The following is a 15,852-nucleotide window of genomic DNA, read 5'->3' on the forward strand; positions in this document are numbered from 1 at the left end:
GACAGTCGTGCCCAAAGAGCCCTGCGCGATGACGGGGCAAAAGGGAGACGGCTGCGCTATGGACCTTGGCGGAGAGCAATTCATCGCGGCCGACCGGCAGGCGGTGTGGGCGGCGCTCAACGATCCGGCGGTGCTGCGCCAGTGCATCCCCGGCTGCCAGAGCCTCGAGGCCGAGGGCGAGAACGCCTATCGCGCCACGGTCGAGGTCAAGGTCGGCCCGATGGGCGCGACATTCCGCAGCACGGTTAGGCTCGAAGACCTCGACCCGCCCGCGAGCTATCGCATCGTCGGTGAGGGCAAGGGCGGCATGGCGGGCAATGCCAGCGGTGCGGCGCGCGTCACACTCGAAAGTGAAGGGTCCGGCACGCGTCTTCGCTACGAGGTCGGCGCCGAGATCGGCGGGCGCCTCGCGCAGCTGGGCGGCGCGGTGGTCGAGGCGACCGCACGCCGTCTTGCCGAGCAGTTCTTCGCCCGCTTCGAGCGGATCGTGACCGGGGCGGAAGTTGCCGACGAGGGCGCGGCGTCGCCCGCAGCCCGCACGCCAGCAGCGCCGCGCGTAGCCGGACCGCAGGGTTTCCCATGGGGTTGGGTGCTTGCGCTCGTCGCCGTGGCCCTCGCGGCTTTCCTGGCTGGCGGAGGGGCGCAAATGGTCAGTCCAACCGAGGAGGCGCGCCTCCTCGTCATGGCCTTGCTGCTGGTCTTTGCCACGGCGACCGGCTTTGCATGGGGGCAGCGGCGATGAAGCCCGCGCCTTTCGACTACGCGCGCCCCGCAAGCCTCGATGAAGCCGCGCGCCTGCTCGCCGAGGCGGGCGGCGGGGCAAGCGTGATCGCGGGCGGGCAGACGCTGATGCCCTTGCTCAACTTGCGCATGAGCCAGCCCTTCCTGCTCGTCGACCTTGGCGCCATTCCCGAATTGCGCGCGGTCGAGCGCCACACAGGCGGTATCCGGGTCGGCGCGATGGCCGTGCAGAACGAACTGCTAGGCCATCCCCTTGTCCGCAGCGACCTGCCCTTGCTGGCGCGTGCGCTCGGGCACGTCGGACATCACCAGACCCGCAGCCGGGGCACCATCGGCGGCTCGATCGCCTTCGCCGAACCAGCCGCGGAATGCCCCGCCGTCGCGCTCGCCCTCGATGCACGGGTGCAGCTCCATTCGGTGCGCGGCATGCGGCAGGTCGCCATGGCGGACTTTCTTCATGGGCCCTACGCAACGGCCTGTGCTTTCGACGAGATCGTCACCGCACTTGTCTTTCCCGACCCGCCCGCAGGCGAGCGCGTGGAAGTCTTCTTCGAGGTCGCGCGAAGGCCCGGAGACTTCGCGCTGACCGGGCTTGCGGGCGAACTCCATCTCGATGGCGGGACGATCGTCGCGGCGCGGCTCGCGTGGTTCGCGATGGGCCACACCGCCCTGCGCGCGCGCGAGGCCGAGGCCGCGCTCGTGGGAGCCGCGCTCGACGAGATCGAGCCCGAGGCGATTGCCGCGCTGGCGCTGGCGGGCACTGCGCCCTTCGACGACAAGGCGGCGAGCGCGGCCTACCGCGAGACGGTGGCGCGGCGCATGTTCGCACGTACCTTGCGCGAGACATGCGCGGGGAGGGCCATGGCATGAGCGAGCACGCGATCTCCTTTACCCTCAACGGCCACCTCCACGAGGGACGCGCCGAGGCGCGCACCTCGCTCGCCGATCACCTGCGGCAGGCGGCGGGGCACTGCGGCGTGCATCTTGGCTGCGAGCACGGGGCCTGCGGGGCCTGCACGGTCATGGTCGACGGCAAGGCCGTGCGCGCCTGCCTCATGCTGGCGGTGCAGGCGCAGGGTTGCGCGGTCCGCACCGTCGAGGGCCTCGCCGCGAGCGACGGCACATTGCACCGCGTCCAGCAGGTGCTGCGCGAGGAGCATGCGCTGCAGTGCGGCTTCTGCACGCCGGGCATCGCGATGACGCTCGCCGCGCTTGTCGAGGGTGAGACGAGGCCGGACGCGCAGGCGCTGGAACAGGCCATCGGCGGTCACTTGTGCCGCTGCACCGGCTATCAGGGACTGCGCCGCGCCGCGCACAGGCTGGCCGGAGACGCGCCATGAACGACAGTCCGGACCCGCTCGCACAGCGCGCAGGAAGCGGGGCGACACGCTACGTCGGCCAGCGCGTGCCGCGCAAGGAGGACGCGCGCCTCGTCACCGGGCGTGGGCGCTTCGTCGACGACGTGAGCGTGCCGGGCATACTGCACTGCGCCTTCGTGCGCAGCCCTTATGCCTGCGCGCAGATCCGGGGCATCGATGCCGAACAGGCGCTGGCGTTGCCCGGCGTCCACGCCGTGCTGACGCAGGCCGATCTCGCCGCGCGACCCTTGCGCATGCTCAGCTTCTTCCTCGCGCCGCTGGAGATTGCGGTGACCCCGCTGGCCGATGGCCGCGTCGCCTATGCGGGCGAGCCTGTGGCGCTGGTCGTCGCGACCTCGCGCGCGCTCGCTGAGGACGCGGCTTCGCTGGTCGAGGTCGACTATGCGCCGGGGACGCCGGTGGTGAGGATGGCCGATGCCGCGGTTGCGCCGCCGATCCATCCCGATGCCGACGACAACATCGCCGCTGAAATCGGCGACGAGATCGAGGATGACCTGCGCGCGGCGCTGGATGCCGCGCCGCATCGCATCGCGCACCGCGTCACCCATGCGCGGGTCTCGCAGTCGCCGATGGAGACGCGCGGCGTGCTCGCCGTTCCCGAGGGGCCGGAAGAACTGACGCTGCACATTGCCTGTTCCAGCCCGCACATGGTCGCGCGCTGGCTCGCGCAGGCGCTGGACTTTCCCGAGACCGCGATCCGCGTCTTCGCGAAGGACGTGGGCGGCTCGTTCGGGCTCAAGAACCATCCGTGGAAGGAGGAATGCGCAGTCGTGCTCGGTGCGCTCCTGCTGGGCCGCCCGCTCAAGTGGATCGAGGATCGCTGGGAGGCGCTGACGGCCTCGTGCCAGGCGCGCGAGCAGGACATGACGCTGACGCTGGGCTATGACGATGCCGGGCGCCTGCTCTCCAGCTATGCCGACTATGCGGTCAACAACGGGGCTTTCCCGCAGGGCGCGGATGCCAATATCGCGGTGCAGATGTTCCTGTGGTCGTGCTATCACATGCCCGCGCACGGCTTCACCGCGAAGGGCTGGTTCACCAACACCAACGGCCTTGCCGCCTATCGCGGGCCATGGGCGATGGAGACGCTGATCCGCGAAACCGCGCTCGACGCCATCGCGCGCGAGCGCGGGATCGAGCCGGTCGAACTGCGCCGCCGCAACCTCGTGCGCCGTGAGGAACTGCCGGTGACCAGCGCGATGGGCGTGCCGGTCGAGGACATCAGCGCGGCCGAATGCCTCGAGCGGCTGATGGAGGAGATCGACCTCCCCGCCTTCCGCGCCGAACAGGCGCAAGCAAGAGAACAGGGGCGCTATCTCGGCCTCGGTATCGCCGCCTATGTCGAGCCCACCGGCTGTGCGGGCAGCATTGCGGTTTGTACGGGTGAGCCTGCGCATCTGCGCATCGAGCCGGGTGGCAATGTCGTCGCCACGCTCTCGACGCACAGCCAGGGCCACGGCACCGCGACGACGATGGCCCAGCTCGTCGCCGAGGAACTGGGCGTGCGCTACGAGGACGTGACCGTGTTCGAGGGCGACAATGCCGGTGCGGGCTTCTCTCCCGGCGCGACCGGAAGCCGGCAGGGGGTGATCGCGGGAGGCGCGGTGGTCGAGACGAGTCGCCTGCTCGCGGACAAGGTGCGCACTCTGGCAGCCCACCTGCTCAACGCCAGCCCCGAGGCGATCCGTATCGAGCAGGGCATGGTCAGCGTCGAGGGCGCGCCGCAGATGTCGCGTCCGCTCTCGGAGATCGCCGCCGTCGCCTATGGCGAGCCCGATCGCCTGCCGCCCGGCATGGTCCCCGGGCTCGAAGTACACCACCGCTACCAGCCCCCGGCTATGACGCTCACCAGCGCGGCCCATGCCGCGATCGTCGAGGTCGATGCCGATACCGGGATGGTTTCGATCCGGCGCTGGCTCTCGGTCGAGGATTGCGGGACCGTGATCCATCCCGCCGTCGTCGAGGGGCAGATCTCGGGCGGGCTCGCGCAGGCGATCGGCACCGTGCTGCTCGAGGAGATCGGCCACGATGCGCAGGGCAATTCGGACGCGGCGACCTACAAGGACTACCTCCTGCCGACGATCCACGACGTGCCGCGCTTCGAGTTCGTCCATGCGAACCGCCCCTCGGCCTCGACCGGAGGGATGCGCGGGGTGGGCGAGGGTGGTGCGATCATCGGCCCGCCCACGCTGGTCAACGCGATTGCCGATGCGCTCGCGCCATTCGGCGAGGTGCCGGTCGCGCTGCCGCTCACCCCGACGCGGCTGATGAGCGTGATCGAGGGGCGCGACCTCGCGGCCCCGCGCCACGCAAGTGAAGCCCCGCCGCCCGCTCCTGACCCTGCTCGCGCGCACGAGGCACAGGCCAGTGTCGCCGAGACGCAGGCGGCGCCGCAAACCACCATCGAGGGGGAATGGGACATGGTCCTCTCGACCCCGATGGGGCCACAGGAGATGGTCATGGAGGTTGCCTGCGAGGGCGTGCAGGCGAGCGGTACGCTGAGCAGCCCCGAAGGCGCGATGGCCTTCGCGGGGCGCTATGATGATGGGCGGCTGCTGTTCGAACTCAAGGTCGCCAAGCCGATGAAGATCACGCTGAAGTACGACCTCGCCTTCGCGGCGGACACGGTTGCGGGGACGTGCAAGATGGGGATCTTCGGCAAGGCCAAGGTGAGAGGCAAGCGGCGCTGAGGGCCCTTCTCGGGCATTGCCCCGACGTGCATTCCGGAGGCGGAACCGGTCATTTGCACCGCGCGCGAAGCGCGGGCCGGACATGCACGCAGCCCGGCCCGCGTGCGATCACATCGTGGTGACGCCGCCGTCGACGATGAACTCGGCCCCGGTGATGTACTTGGCCTCGTCCGAGGCGAGGAACAGGTTCATGTTGGCGATGTCGAGCGGCTCGCCCAGCTTCTTCATCGGGATGCTGGCGACGATCAGCTTGAATTCCTCCGGATTGTCGCGGCGTGCGACATCCTGCATCGCGGTTTCGATCATGCCCGGGTGGACCGAGTTGCAGCGGATGTTCTCGGCGGCGCATTCGACCGCGACGACCTTGGAGAACATGTGCACGCCCGACTTGGCCGCGGCATAGGCGCCGCAGCCCGGCACGCCGACGAGCCCGGCGATCGAGGACATGTTCACGATCGAGCCGCCTTCACCGACCCTGCGCATCAGTTCGACCGCGCGCTTGGTGCCGTAGAACACAGAGTCGAGGTTGACCTCGTTCTGGCGCTTCCAGTCCGCCGCCTCGAGCATCGAGAGGGGCTTCAGAATGGCGATACCGGCATTGTTGACGAGCACGTCGAGCCGTCCGTGGCCCTTTTCGATTGCCGCGAAGACCGCGTCCCACGAAGCCTCGTCGGTGACGTCCTGCGCCATGGCTTCTGCCTGCCCGCCAGCAGCGACGATGGCATCTGCGACGGCCTTGGCGCCGCCTTCATCGAGGTCGGTGACATAGACGAAGGCACCTTCCTCGGCGAAGCGCTGCGCGGTTGCGGCACCCAGGCCGCGCGGATTGCCCGCGCCGGTTACCAGGGTAATCTTGCCTTCCAGACGTGCCATGCATTCTCTCCTGTTCTCAACGATTGAACGCCCGGCAGGGGTTGGCCTGCCGGGCGTTGTGCATGTCTAGCGTTGTTGCGTCTTCTCAACGCCTAGCATTGGTGATGGGTAACGTCAGAAACGCACGCCGAAAGTCGCACCGTAGGTACGCGGCTCGTTGGCCATGCCGAACGAGAACAGCCCGGCGACGGTGAACGCGTGCGTGGTGGTCTTCTCGTTGGCGAGGTTGCGACCGAAGATGCGGAAGTAGGTTTCCTTGTCTCCGACCTCGAAGTTGACCGTCAGGCTGGCATCGACGAGGTCCTGCGTGGTGGTACGCACGCGCGGGTCGTTGCCGCCCACGGTCACCTCGGTGACCTCTCCGTCGCCGTTGAGCGTCGGCGTCAGCGAGCCTTGCGAGATCTGCTCGTCGTAAGGGCTGATGTGGCGCCACCCTGCCGTTGCGACGACGCTGCCGAAGCTGGTCGGGACCTCGTAGTCGGCATTGATCGAGCCGGTGAACTTGGGGGCATAGATCAGGCGGTTGGCCGAGTAGTCGAAGGGCACCAGGCCTATGCCGCAGTCGTTGGTCGCGGCCGTCCCGGCAGCATAGGCGCCGCAGGTGATGAAGTCGCGGAACTTGGACTTCATGTAGGCGGTCGAGGCGGTCACGCGCAGGCGGTCGGACAGGCGCAGCACCGCGTCGGCCTCGATACCCTTGATGATCGCGCCGCCCGGCACGTTGCCGGTGATCGTCTGGTTGCCCAGCGGCCCGCCGGGAACGGTCAGGTTCTGCTGCATGTCCTTGTAGTCGGACACGTAGCCGGCGAGGTTGAGCTCGAGCATGTTGTCGAGCAGCGTGAGCTTGGCACCGACCTCGTAGGCATCGACGGTCTCGGGCTGGAACGGCGTGCTCGCGGTTTCGGCGGTAGCCGCGCGCGGGCTGAAGCCGCCCGAACGATAGCCGCGCGACCAGCTGGCGTAGAGCATCAGGTCGTTGTTCGGGCGCCAGTCAAGGCCCACCTTGGGGGTGAATTTGGTGAAGTTGGCATCACCCGAGCCGATCAGTCCTGCCGCAGCGAAGGAGTTGGTCAGCTTCTTGTTGTCGTGCGACCAGCGACCGCCGAACGAGAGGCGGAAGTCGTCGGCGAAAGCCCAGTTGAAGTCGCCGAAGAAGGCGTAGCTGGTGGTCTTGCCCACATTGGTCTGGGCGTTGTTGTCGAATTCGGTCGGCGGGATCGAAGGATCGAAGCCGAAGAAGCGGGTCCACTGCGTAAGGTCGTACTTGGAGTGGAAGTAGAAGCCGCCCACGACGTAGTCGAAGCCTTCGAAGAGGTTGCCCGCGGCGCGCAGTTCCTGGCTCCACTGGGTGTAGTGCTGGCGCCGGTCGACGTAGTACAGGTCGCTCGACGAGCCGTCGAAGTCCTGCGTCTGCTTTTCCTTGCTGTGCCGCCAGCCGGTGATCGAGGTGAGGGTGACCGCACCCAGTTCGTAGTTCATCTCCAGCGTGGCTGCGGGCGCCGAATAGGTGCTGACCGCGGGCAGGGTGAAGACGGTGTAGAGGTCGGTGGTTGCGTTGCGGTTGCACTCGTTGGCCGGGATCAGCCCGCAGAACAGTTCCGAGCTGTTGGTCAGGTTGGATACGACCGGTTCGAATTCCTGCTCGACGTTCTCGACGGTGAGCTTGGCGTCGAAGTCCGAGCCGACCGGGGCGAAGAGCAGGGTCGCGCCGTAGCTGTCGCCATTGGAGAAGCCCGCGCGCTTGTCGGTGATGGCGTTGTAGTAGAAGCCGTCGCTCTGGTTGTGGAAGTACCAGCCCTTGATGCCCCAGTTCTCGCCGTCGCCGTAGTTGAGGATCGCCTTGGCCGCCCAGGTGCCCCAGCGGCTCATCGTGAATTCGGCCTTGCCGCCCGGCTCCATGGTGGGTTCGGTACGGGTGATGTTGATGACGCCGCCGATCGTGTTGGCGCCGAACAAGGTGCCCTGGGGCCCGCGCAGGACCTCGATCTGGGCAATGTCGAAGGCATCCTGCAGCTGGCCGGTATTGGTGCCGATGGTCACGCCGTCGATGACCACGCCGACGGTCGGGGTCTGCGACTTCTCGATGTCGGCATAAGTCAGGCCGCGGATCGAGATGTTGGCCGCCTGTGCGCCCGAGTTCTGCTGGGTGATGAGCAGGCCGGGCGCTGCGCCCTGCAGGTCGCCGATATTGGCCGAGGCCTTGTTTTCGAGCATCGCGGCATTGACCGCGGTGATCGCGACCGGGGTATCCTGGAGCGATTCCGCGCGGCGGCGGGCAGAGACGATGATTTCCATGGGGTCGACGGCGGCAGGGGCCTCTGCCTCCTGCGCCATGACCGGAGCGGCGATACCGGAAATCGCGGTGGTGCCCAGCGCGCTCGCCATGAGCGCGACAGACCTCACCCCACGCTTGCGTGAGTAAGCCATCAGTAATCCTCCCTCGTGGCCCGAAATTTTTTCGTGGCCCTTCTTATCTGGACCCCTTTTATGCCTCGGTTCGTCGCAGGTCATCCCCTGTTAAATTGATCAGGTGCGAGAAAAACTGTGGGGGTCGACCAAGCGGGCAACCATGGGAGATGAAGAAATGTCAGAAAACAGGCGCTTCCTGCTCGTTCGCCGTCCGCAGGGCGAACCCGTCGAAAATGACTTCCGGATCGAGACTTCGCCCGTCCCGGCCCCTCCGCTGGGCGGAATCGTCATTCGCAACCGATTCGTTTCGCTCGATCCGGCGCAGCGCGGGTGGATGGACGATGCCGAAAGCTACATGCCGCCGATCGCGCTCGGCGACCCTGTGCGCGCGACGACGGTGGGCGTGGTCCACGCCAGCGACAACCCCGACTTCGCGGTCGGCCAGTGGGTCATGGGGCTCAATGCGCTCGAGGATTACTCGGTGGCGATGCCCGGCGGCTTCACCATGGCGATCGACGTCGACGCGGTGCCCTCGCCCTCGAACTACCTCTCCGCGCTCGGCGCGGTCGGGCTTACCGCCTATTTCGGGCTGGTCGAGGTGGCAAAGCCCCAGCCGGGCGAGACGCTGCTGGTCTCGGGCGCGGCCGGGGCCGTGGGCTCTGCTGTCGGCCAGATCGGCAAGATCATGGGCTGCCGCGTCGTCGGCATCGCAGGCGGGGAAGAGAAGTGCCGCCGCCTGATCGAGGACTACGGCTTCGATGCTGCTGTCGACTACAAGGGCAAGGATCACGAGGCGCTCGTCGCCGCCATCGCCGAGGCAGCGCCGGACGGGGCGAACATGGTCTTCGAGAACGTGGGCGGCGCGGTGATGGAGGCCGAGGTCTTCAACCTCGCGATGCATGCGCGCATCGTTCTGTGCGGGCTCATCGCCGAGTACAACAGCGAGGAGAAGATCGGAATTCGCAACCTGTGGCAGATTCTCGCCCGGCGCGGCGTGCTGCACGGTTTCCTCATCGCCGACTATGCCGACCGCTTCGCCGAGGGCGGGGCGCAGATGGCCAAGTGGCTGTCCGAGGGACGCCTGCGCGCCGACGAGGACGTGCAGGAAGGTCTCGAGAACGCCTACGCTGCCTTCATGCGCCTGTTCAGCGGGGCGAACACCGGCAAGCTGGTGCTCAAGATCGCCTGAGGCCCCAGGAACGCTCGCTCGCGGGCGTGCTCAAAAAGAGGGCGGCGGCTCCCCGGGATGCCGCCGCCCATTCAGGTGTTACGCTGTCACAAACGAGCCGGAAGCGCGCTCCCTTGGACGGGCCTGCGCTCCGCTCGAACGTGTTGCCGGATCAGAACTGCACGCGCTTGGTGAAGGCGCCGTCTACGACGATGTTCGCACCGGTCATCGACTTGCAGGCCGGCGAAGCGGTGAAGACGATGGTCTTGGCCAGTTCCTCGCCGGTGGTCATCGAGCCGGTGGGAATCCCTGCGACGATCGAATCGAAGAACTCGGGCGCGCCTTCCTTGATCTGCGGCCAGGGGCCGTCCTCGGTCCAGACCGGACCCGGCGTGATGCAGTTGCAGCGGATGCCCTTGGCGGCATTGGCCTGTGCCAGCGCCGAGGAATAGTTGATCACCGCCGCCTTGAGCGCATTGTAGGGCTGCACGCCCATGAATTCCTCGACCGCGCCGGTCGAGCTCATGACGATGATCGAGCCCGCGTCCGACTTCTCGAGGAAGGGCATGGCGGCGGCGATGCCGCGGCGCATCGGCAGGACGTCGGTGGCGAGGATCGTGTTCCAGGCCTCGTCGCTGTCCTCGCCGGGGTTGACCGAGGTGAAGCTGATGAAGATGTCGCAGCCGCCCAGTTCGCCCGCCGACTTCTCGACGAAGGCGGGCACGGCCGCCGCGTCGGTCACGTCAAGCGCCTCGCCGTAGGTCTTGACGCCCGAGGGGGCGAGCTCGCCGATCAGCTTGTCGACCTTGACCTGGGTGCGGCCGCAGATGGCGACGTCGCAGCCTTCGGCGGCAAGCGTAAGCGCGACCATGCGGCCGATGCCGCCGTTGGCGCCCACGAGAATGGCTTTCCTGCCCTTCAGTCCGAGATCCATGTTCTCACTTTCCTCTGCCGTTGCCGGGATCGCTGCCCGGGCTGTCTTGAACGATATGCGGTCACCCTACCCTTTCGCCTCCGCAGCCGGGACGGACCACTGCCCTTTTGGTCAGGAATCAGGCTCCGGTGCAGCGTGATAGCGCTGGGCACTCGAGACAAGAACAAACACGAGAGGAGAGCGACATGACGCGATTGCAGGGCAAGCGGGCGGTCATCCTGGGCGCGAGCAGCCCCGACAACATGGGCCAGCACATCGCCCGGCGGTTTCTCGCCGAAGGGGCGCAGGTGCTCGTCTCCGGCCGCAAGGCCGAGGTGCTCGAGGCCTTCGCGAACGAGACCGGATGCGCCTTTGCGACCTGTGACCTGACCGAGGAGGCGAGCGTCAGCGCGCTTGCCGACGCGGCAGCCGAAAAGCTCGGCGGGATCGACGTCGCGATCAATGCGACGGGCTGGGGCCTGCTCAAGCCCTTCCTCGAGACCACGCACGAGGAGCTCATGGCGATGACCATGCTGCAGTACGTGGGGCCTTTCCATTTCTACCAGGCGATGCTGCGCAAGATGGCGCGCTCTGCAGGCGGGCGCGGCGGCTCGATCATCCAGATCAGTTCTGCGACCGCAACGATCATGCTCAACGACCACGCCGCCTACATGGGCACCAAGGCCGGGGCCGATCACGTGATCCGCTGCATCGCGCACGAGTTCGGCGCCGAGGGCGTGCGCGCCAACTCTATCTCGCCGGGGCTGACCGAGACGCCGATGACGGCACAGGCGATGACCGCGCCCGGGCTCGAGGAGGCTTTCCTCAAGGGCTATCCGCTGGGCCGCATCGGCACCAGCGACGACATTGCTGCCGCCGCCGTCTTCGTCGCCAGCGACGAGTGCTTCATGACCGGCGAGAACCTGCAGGTGAACGGTGGACTGACCTTGCGGCGCAACCCGATGAAGGTCGAGATCGAGGCCGCCATCGCCGAAGCGACAGGGGGCGCCTCCTAGGCCTGCGTAACCAGGCGGCGCGGCGTCCCGGGATCGGCCCGGACCGCCGCGCAGCTTCAGCCTGCCTTCGCGATCTCGGCGACCAGCGCCTTGATCTCGGAGCGCAGCAGATCCTTGCGCACCTTGCCCGAGGCCGTGCGCGGGAAATCGGTGCGGAATTCGAAGCGCTCGGGCGTTTTCTGCTTGGCGAGGCCGCTGCTCATCACGTGGCTCGCCAGCTCCTGCGCGCTGACCGCGGGATCGGTCGAATCCTCTAGGATCACGTAAGCGCACACGCCTTCGCCGAGACGCTCGTGCGGCATTGCCACGACCGCGGCCTCGCGGATGCGCGGGTGGTTGTGGAGCACGTCCTCGATCTCCTTGGCCGAGATGTTCTCGCCGCCCCGGATGATGAGGTCCTTCTTGCGACCGGTGATGGTGAGCGCCCCTTGCGCGCTGCGCACGCCAAGGTCGCCGGTGCGGAAATAGCCGTCGCTGGTCAGCGCCTCGCGGGTCTGCTGCTCGTCGGCATAGCCCAGCAGCATGCCGGGACCGCGCGCGAGGATCTCGCCCTCCTGGCCATCGGGCACGTCGATATCGTCGTTGTCGACGATGCGCACGTCGTAGTCGACGATGGCGCCGTCGGTGGTCGCGGCGAGGGCCTCGTCGCGCGGCCAGCCGAAGGTCACCAGCGGCACTTCCGAGGCGCCGAAGACGCGGAACGCCTTGCAGTTGGCGAAGGCGGCATTGGCGCCCGGGATCAGGTCCGAGGGTACCGCCGCGCCGCCGCAGGCGAAGAAGCGCAGCGAGGGAAGCGGGTTGCCTGCCTCGCGCGCGGCATTGGCCAGCTCGACCAGGAACGGCGTCGCGGCGACCGTGCCGACAAGGCCGTGGCGCTCGATCAGCGCGAGGGCATCCTGCGCATTCCAGCTTTCCATCAGGACCGTGCGCGTGCCGCAGATGAACGGGGCCTCGAGCCCGTTGGCATAGCCCGAAACGTGCGTGACGGGCGATGGCATCAGCGTCGCCTCGCCCGCTTCGAGGCCCCAGTAGGCCCCGCTTTCGCGCAGGATGCGCGCGATCGAGACGTGCGAGTGAAGCACGCCCTTGGGGCGCCCGGTGGTGCCCGAGGTATAGAGCACCATCTTGACGCCATGGGGGTCGACCTCGGGCCAGGCGAAGGCCTTGCCGCGCCCTTCCGCGACGAGCGCGGCATAGTCGCGATCCCCTTCGCCGCGCACGGTGAAGACGTGCTCGAGACCGGGCAGGTCGGCCTGGATGCGTGCGGCCATCGCCGCGTAGTCGAACTTGCGAAAGCTGCTGGCGACGAAGAAGGCGCGCGCGCCGCAGTCGCCGAGCATCTGCGAGACTTCGTGGTCGCGGTAGATCGGGACGATCGGATTGACGACGAGGCCGGACATCGCGGCGGCGAGGTTGATGACCATCGCCTCGCCCCAGTTGGGCACCTGGAAGGCGACCACGTCGCCGGGGCGCAGGCCGCGTGCATGGAGCGCCACGCTCAGCGCCTCGGCATCCGCGATCACCTGCGCGCGGGTCAGCGTCGTCTCGCCGTCGACGAGCGCGATGAAATCGGGATCGGCCTCGGCAAGGTCCGCGGCCTGCCGGGCGATCGTGCGTGGGTCCCATACGCCCGCTCCGGCATAGTGCGCCAGGTGCTGCGGGGGTATCTCGAGCCATGCCCAGGGCGGGCTTTTCCTCTCCATCATGTCTCTTCAGTGCCTCGTTTCGCGCGGCAAGGGCACCTGTCAAAAGTGCCAAGCCGTCATGGCGCACCTAGCATCTTGGGCAGCTTGCCGCGAGCGGCGCGGATCGTCAGTCTCGATGGCCAGCATAAGCCGGGAGAGTAGCGTGGAACGCATCAAGCAGGTCGGCGACGTCGCCGAGATCATGCTCGATTACGTCGAGAACAAGAAGACCTTCCAGACGGAAAAGCCGCTCAAGGTAAAGACGAGCACCTACACCGACATCGACCAGTACACCGCCGAGATCGAGCTGGTGTTCAAGCGGGTGCCGCTGATGCTCGGCTTCACCTCGGAACTGCCCAATCCCGGCGACTACAAGACGATGGACGCGGTCGGCATGCCGGTCCTCATCAATCGGGACAAGCAGGGCAAGGTCCACGCCTTCCTCAATGTCTGCTCGCACCGCGGCGCGCCCGTGGCAGAGGGCAAGGGCAACTGTTCGCGCTTCACCTGCAAGTACCATTCGTGGACTTACGGCAGCGACGGCCGCCTCATCGGGATTTCCGAATCGAGCACTTTCGGCGATGTCGACAAGGCTGGCATGGGCCTGCGCGCGCTGCCTTGCGAGGAACGCGGCGGCATGATCTTCGTGTGCCTCACGCCCAATGCGCCCATGAACCTCGATACCTATTTCCAAGGCTTCCTCGAGGACTTCGAGGCGCTCGACTTTGCCAACTGGACGTATCTGGGCAACCGCACGATCGAGGGTGCCAACTGGAAGATCGCCTTCGACGGCTATCTCGAGGGCTACCACTTCAAGTCGCTGCACCCCGAGACGATCTTCCCGCGCACCCCGTCGAACACCGCGCACTATGAAGGCTTCGGCCCGAACATCCGCATCGGTTTCCCGCAGCACTCGATCGCCGAGCAATTGAAGGACGTGCCGCGCGAGAAGTGGGGCGAGCAGGAGAACAAGGGCTACGATTTCGTGCGCATCTTCTTCCCCAACGTCTCGATCTTCGTCGCGCCCGAGATCACGCAGGTGGCGCAGCTGTTCCCCGGGCCGACGCCCGACAAGAACCGCACAGTGCTCAACTACCTGCGCCGCGAGCCGATCAAGGACGAGGCCGACCGCGAGGCGGTGGAAGGGGCGATGAACTTCTTCCGCGACGTGACCTACGAGGAAGACTACGTGATCGGCCTGCAGATCCAGAAGGGTCTGGAATCGGGCGCGCACGACGACCTCGTGTTCGGTCGCAACGAGCGCGGCAACCAGTACTTCCACGAGTGGCTCAACTGGTACCTCGAGGACGACGCCTCCGCCCCCGAACCGAAGATGTAAGGTGGGCGCGCCAATGGTGGGCGGGAGCATGGAGAGCGGGGCCACGGTGAACCGCATCTCGCTCGCCTCGGGCGTCCTGCCCGAATTCGGCGCCGTCGACGTGATCGAGGCCGGCCACGCGGCCGGTTTCGACGCGGTCGGCCTGTGGGTCGATCCGGCGCAGTGGAGCGCGCAGACGACGCGCGACACCCGCGCCGCGCTCGAACGCACGGGCATGCCGGTGCTCGACGTCGAGGTCATCTGGATCAGGCCCGACACCCGGCTCGACGACCATCGCCGCGTGATCGACGTCGGGGCGGAGCTGGGCGCGGCCAACGTGCTGTGCGTCTCCTCGCACCCCGACGAGGGCGAGGCGGTGGCGCAGCTTGGCGCACTATGTGCCCATGCCGAAGGTTCGGGCATACGCGTCGCGCTCGAGTTCGGTATCTTTACAGAGGTCAAGTCGCTGGCGCAGGCGCTCGGCATCCTCGAGCGGGTAGGGCACTCCTTGCGCGCGCTGCTGGCCGACCCGATCCATCTCGACCGCTCGGGTACCACATGGGCCGCGCTGGCTGAGGTGGACCGGGCGCTGCTGCCCTATGCGCAGATCTGCGATGCGCGTGCCGAGCGGCCCGACCCGGCGGATTTCGACGCGGTGATCACCGATGCGATCGACCTGCGCGAACAGTGCGGGGAGGGAGCGCTGGACCTGACGGCTTTCCTCGATGCGCTGCCTGCGGGCATCCCGCTCTCGGTGGAGCTGCGCAGCAAGGCCCTGCGCGATGGCTATCGCGAACCTGCTGCGCGGGCGGCGGCGGTTCTGGCCGCGACCCGTAACTGGCTGGCGGGCGCGCACCGGGTTTCGGCATGACGGTCACCGTCGTGACCCTGCTCAAGCGGCGCGAGGGGATGAGCCGCGACGCTTTCCGCGCCTATTACGAGGAGCATCATCGCCGCATCGGCGAGCGCGTGCTGGACGGCTATGCGACGCGCTACCTGCGCCGATACCTCACGCCAAGCGACGGCGTGGACCTGCCGATGGACTACGACGTCGTGCTCGAGATCGACTTTCCCGATGCTGCGACGCGCGATGCCTGCTTCACCGCGATCGGCGAACCACAGACCCTGGCGATGATCGTCGAGGACGAGGAAAAGCTGTTCGACCGCTCCCGCATCCGCACTTACTGCGTGTGCGAGAGCGTGTCGAAACTGGCGCCGCTCAGCTGCGCTCGTTGAGGATCGAGCGGTAGGCGCGGCGCGTGAACAGCCACTTGCCCTCGCGCTTTTCCAACTCGTCGTCGTAGCGCCCGGTGGTGTGGGTACGCTTGCCGTTGGTGGGATCGTCGAAGATCTCGATGGTGTAGGCCACCGTCTTCGCGCTGTTGCCCTCGATCTCGATCGAGCCGGGCTGCATGAAGTAGATCATCGGCAGGCTCATGTCCTCGAGCCCGTAGTTCTTCATCGATTCGGTCCAGGCCTCGACGATGGCCTTCTTGCCGGTGAAACCGCCCAGGTCCGGGTATTCGGGCAGGTCCCAGAAGGCATCCTCGGCCCAGATCGAGCCCCACAGCTCGGGGTCCTTGGTGAGCACGCCATGGGCGTGGGTGTCCATCAGTTCGCGGATGGCGAGACGGTCTTCGACCGGTCCGGTGAATGGCAT

14 protein-coding genes are annotated in these 15,852 nt (G+C 67.3%); 9 read left to right on the forward strand and 5 right to left on the reverse strand.

The window, feature by feature from the left end; all coding sequences use genetic code 11:
- The first annotated feature begins 28 nt into the window (after positions 1 to 28).
- The 4 genes from I5E68_RS16160 to I5E68_RS16175 are packed head-to-tail and all read left to right on the forward strand — an operon-like array spanning position 29 to position 4,810.
- Positions 29 to 742, forward strand: coding sequence for an SRPBCC family protein (locus tag I5E68_RS16160; RefSeq protein ID WP_228727278.1), 714 nt, complete (start codon positions 29 to 31; stop codon positions 740 to 742).
- Entirely contained in the window at positions 739 to 1,611 is an 873-nt protein-coding gene (locus tag I5E68_RS16165) for an FAD binding domain-containing protein (RefSeq protein WP_197165913.1), read from the forward strand. Before I5E68_RS16160 ends, I5E68_RS16165 begins: the two co-directional genes overlap by 4 nt.
- The gene (locus tag I5E68_RS16170) at positions 1,608 to 2,081 is read left to right on the forward strand and encodes a (2Fe-2S)-binding protein (protein ID WP_197165915.1); all 474 of its coding nucleotides are present in this window, start codon (positions 1,608 to 1,610) and stop codon (positions 2,079 to 2,081) included. The genes I5E68_RS16165 and I5E68_RS16170 overlap by 4 nt, the downstream gene beginning before the upstream one ends.
- The gene (locus I5E68_RS16175) at positions 2,078 to 4,810 is read left to right on the forward strand and encodes a xanthine dehydrogenase family protein molybdopterin-binding subunit (RefSeq protein WP_197165918.1); all 2,733 of its coding nucleotides are present in this window, start codon (positions 2,078 to 2,080) and stop codon (positions 4,808 to 4,810) included. Before I5E68_RS16170 ends, I5E68_RS16175 begins: the two co-directional genes overlap by 4 nt.
- 108 nt (positions 4,811 to 4,918) lie before the next feature.
- Here I5E68_RS16175 and I5E68_RS16180 read toward each other — a convergent pair whose 3' ends face one another.
- Positions 4,919 to 5,683, reverse strand: a complete 765-nt coding sequence (locus I5E68_RS16180; RefSeq protein ID WP_197165920.1) for an SDR family NAD(P)-dependent oxidoreductase — start codon at positions 5,681 to 5,683, stop codon at positions 4,919 to 4,921.
- Between the two features lie 114 nt (positions 5,684 to 5,797).
- Entirely contained in the window at positions 5,798 to 8,110 is a 2,313-nt protein-coding gene (locus I5E68_RS16185) for a TonB-dependent receptor (RefSeq protein WP_197165922.1), read from the reverse strand.
- Between the two features lie 157 nt (positions 8,111 to 8,267).
- Between I5E68_RS16185 and I5E68_RS16190 the strand changes: the two genes are divergently transcribed.
- Positions 8,268 to 9,281: an NADP-dependent oxidoreductase gene (locus I5E68_RS16190; RefSeq protein ID WP_197165924.1), complete on the forward strand. Its 1,014-nt coding sequence runs from the start codon at positions 8,268 to 8,270 to the stop codon at positions 9,279 to 9,281.
- 151 nt (positions 9,282 to 9,432) lie between these two features.
- Here I5E68_RS16190 and I5E68_RS16195 read toward each other — a convergent pair whose 3' ends face one another.
- On the reverse strand, positions 9,433 to 10,194 hold the full coding sequence (locus tag I5E68_RS16195; protein ID WP_197165926.1) for an SDR family NAD(P)-dependent oxidoreductase: 762 nt from the start codon (positions 10,192 to 10,194) through the stop codon (positions 9,433 to 9,435).
- Between the two features lie 185 nt (positions 10,195 to 10,379).
- Between I5E68_RS16195 and I5E68_RS16200 the strand changes: the two genes are divergently transcribed.
- Positions 10,380 to 11,189, forward strand: a complete 810-nt coding sequence (locus I5E68_RS16200) for an SDR family NAD(P)-dependent oxidoreductase (RefSeq protein WP_197165932.1) — start codon at positions 10,380 to 10,382, stop codon at positions 11,187 to 11,189.
- Positions 11,190 to 11,245: 56 nt separating this feature from the next.
- Here I5E68_RS16200 and I5E68_RS16205 read toward each other — a convergent pair whose 3' ends face one another.
- Positions 11,246 to 12,895, reverse strand: a complete 1,650-nt coding sequence (locus I5E68_RS16205) for an AMP-binding protein (protein ID WP_197165940.1) — start codon at positions 12,893 to 12,895, stop codon at positions 11,246 to 11,248.
- A 115-nt stretch (positions 12,896 to 13,010) separates the two neighbouring features.
- Between I5E68_RS16205 and I5E68_RS16210 the strand changes: the two genes are divergently transcribed.
- Genes I5E68_RS16210 through I5E68_RS16220 form a run of 3 tightly spaced genes read left to right on the forward strand, consistent with a single transcriptional unit; the run spans position 13,011 to position 15,428 of the window.
- Positions 13,011 to 14,213 (forward strand): aromatic ring-hydroxylating oxygenase subunit alpha, encoded by a 1,203-nt coding sequence (locus tag I5E68_RS16210; RefSeq protein ID WP_228727279.1) that lies wholly within the window; start codon positions 13,011 to 13,013, stop codon positions 14,211 to 14,213.
- 13 nt (positions 14,214 to 14,226) lie between these two features.
- Positions 14,227 to 15,063 carry a sugar phosphate isomerase/epimerase family protein gene (locus tag I5E68_RS16215; protein ID WP_228727280.1) on the forward strand — a complete coding sequence of 279 codons (837 nt, stop codon included), beginning with the start codon at positions 14,227 to 14,229 and terminating at the stop codon, positions 15,061 to 15,063.
- Positions 15,060 to 15,428, forward strand: coding sequence for an EthD domain-containing protein (locus tag I5E68_RS16220; RefSeq protein ID WP_197165950.1), 369 nt, complete (start codon positions 15,060 to 15,062; stop codon positions 15,426 to 15,428). The genes I5E68_RS16215 and I5E68_RS16220 overlap by 4 nt, the downstream gene beginning before the upstream one ends.
- On the opposite strand, the gene I5E68_RS16225 is transcribed toward I5E68_RS16220, so the two are convergent.
- Entirely contained in the window at positions 15,412 to 15,852 is a 441-nt protein-coding gene (locus I5E68_RS16225) for a nuclear transport factor 2 family protein (RefSeq protein WP_197165952.1), read from the reverse strand. The genes I5E68_RS16220 and I5E68_RS16225 overlap by 17 nt on opposite strands.

The sequence above is a fragment of the Novosphingobium aureum genome (assembly GCF_015865035.1).
In the GTDB taxonomy this organism is placed as follows: Bacteria; Pseudomonadota; Alphaproteobacteria; order Sphingomonadales; family Sphingomonadaceae; genus Novosphingobium; species Novosphingobium aureum.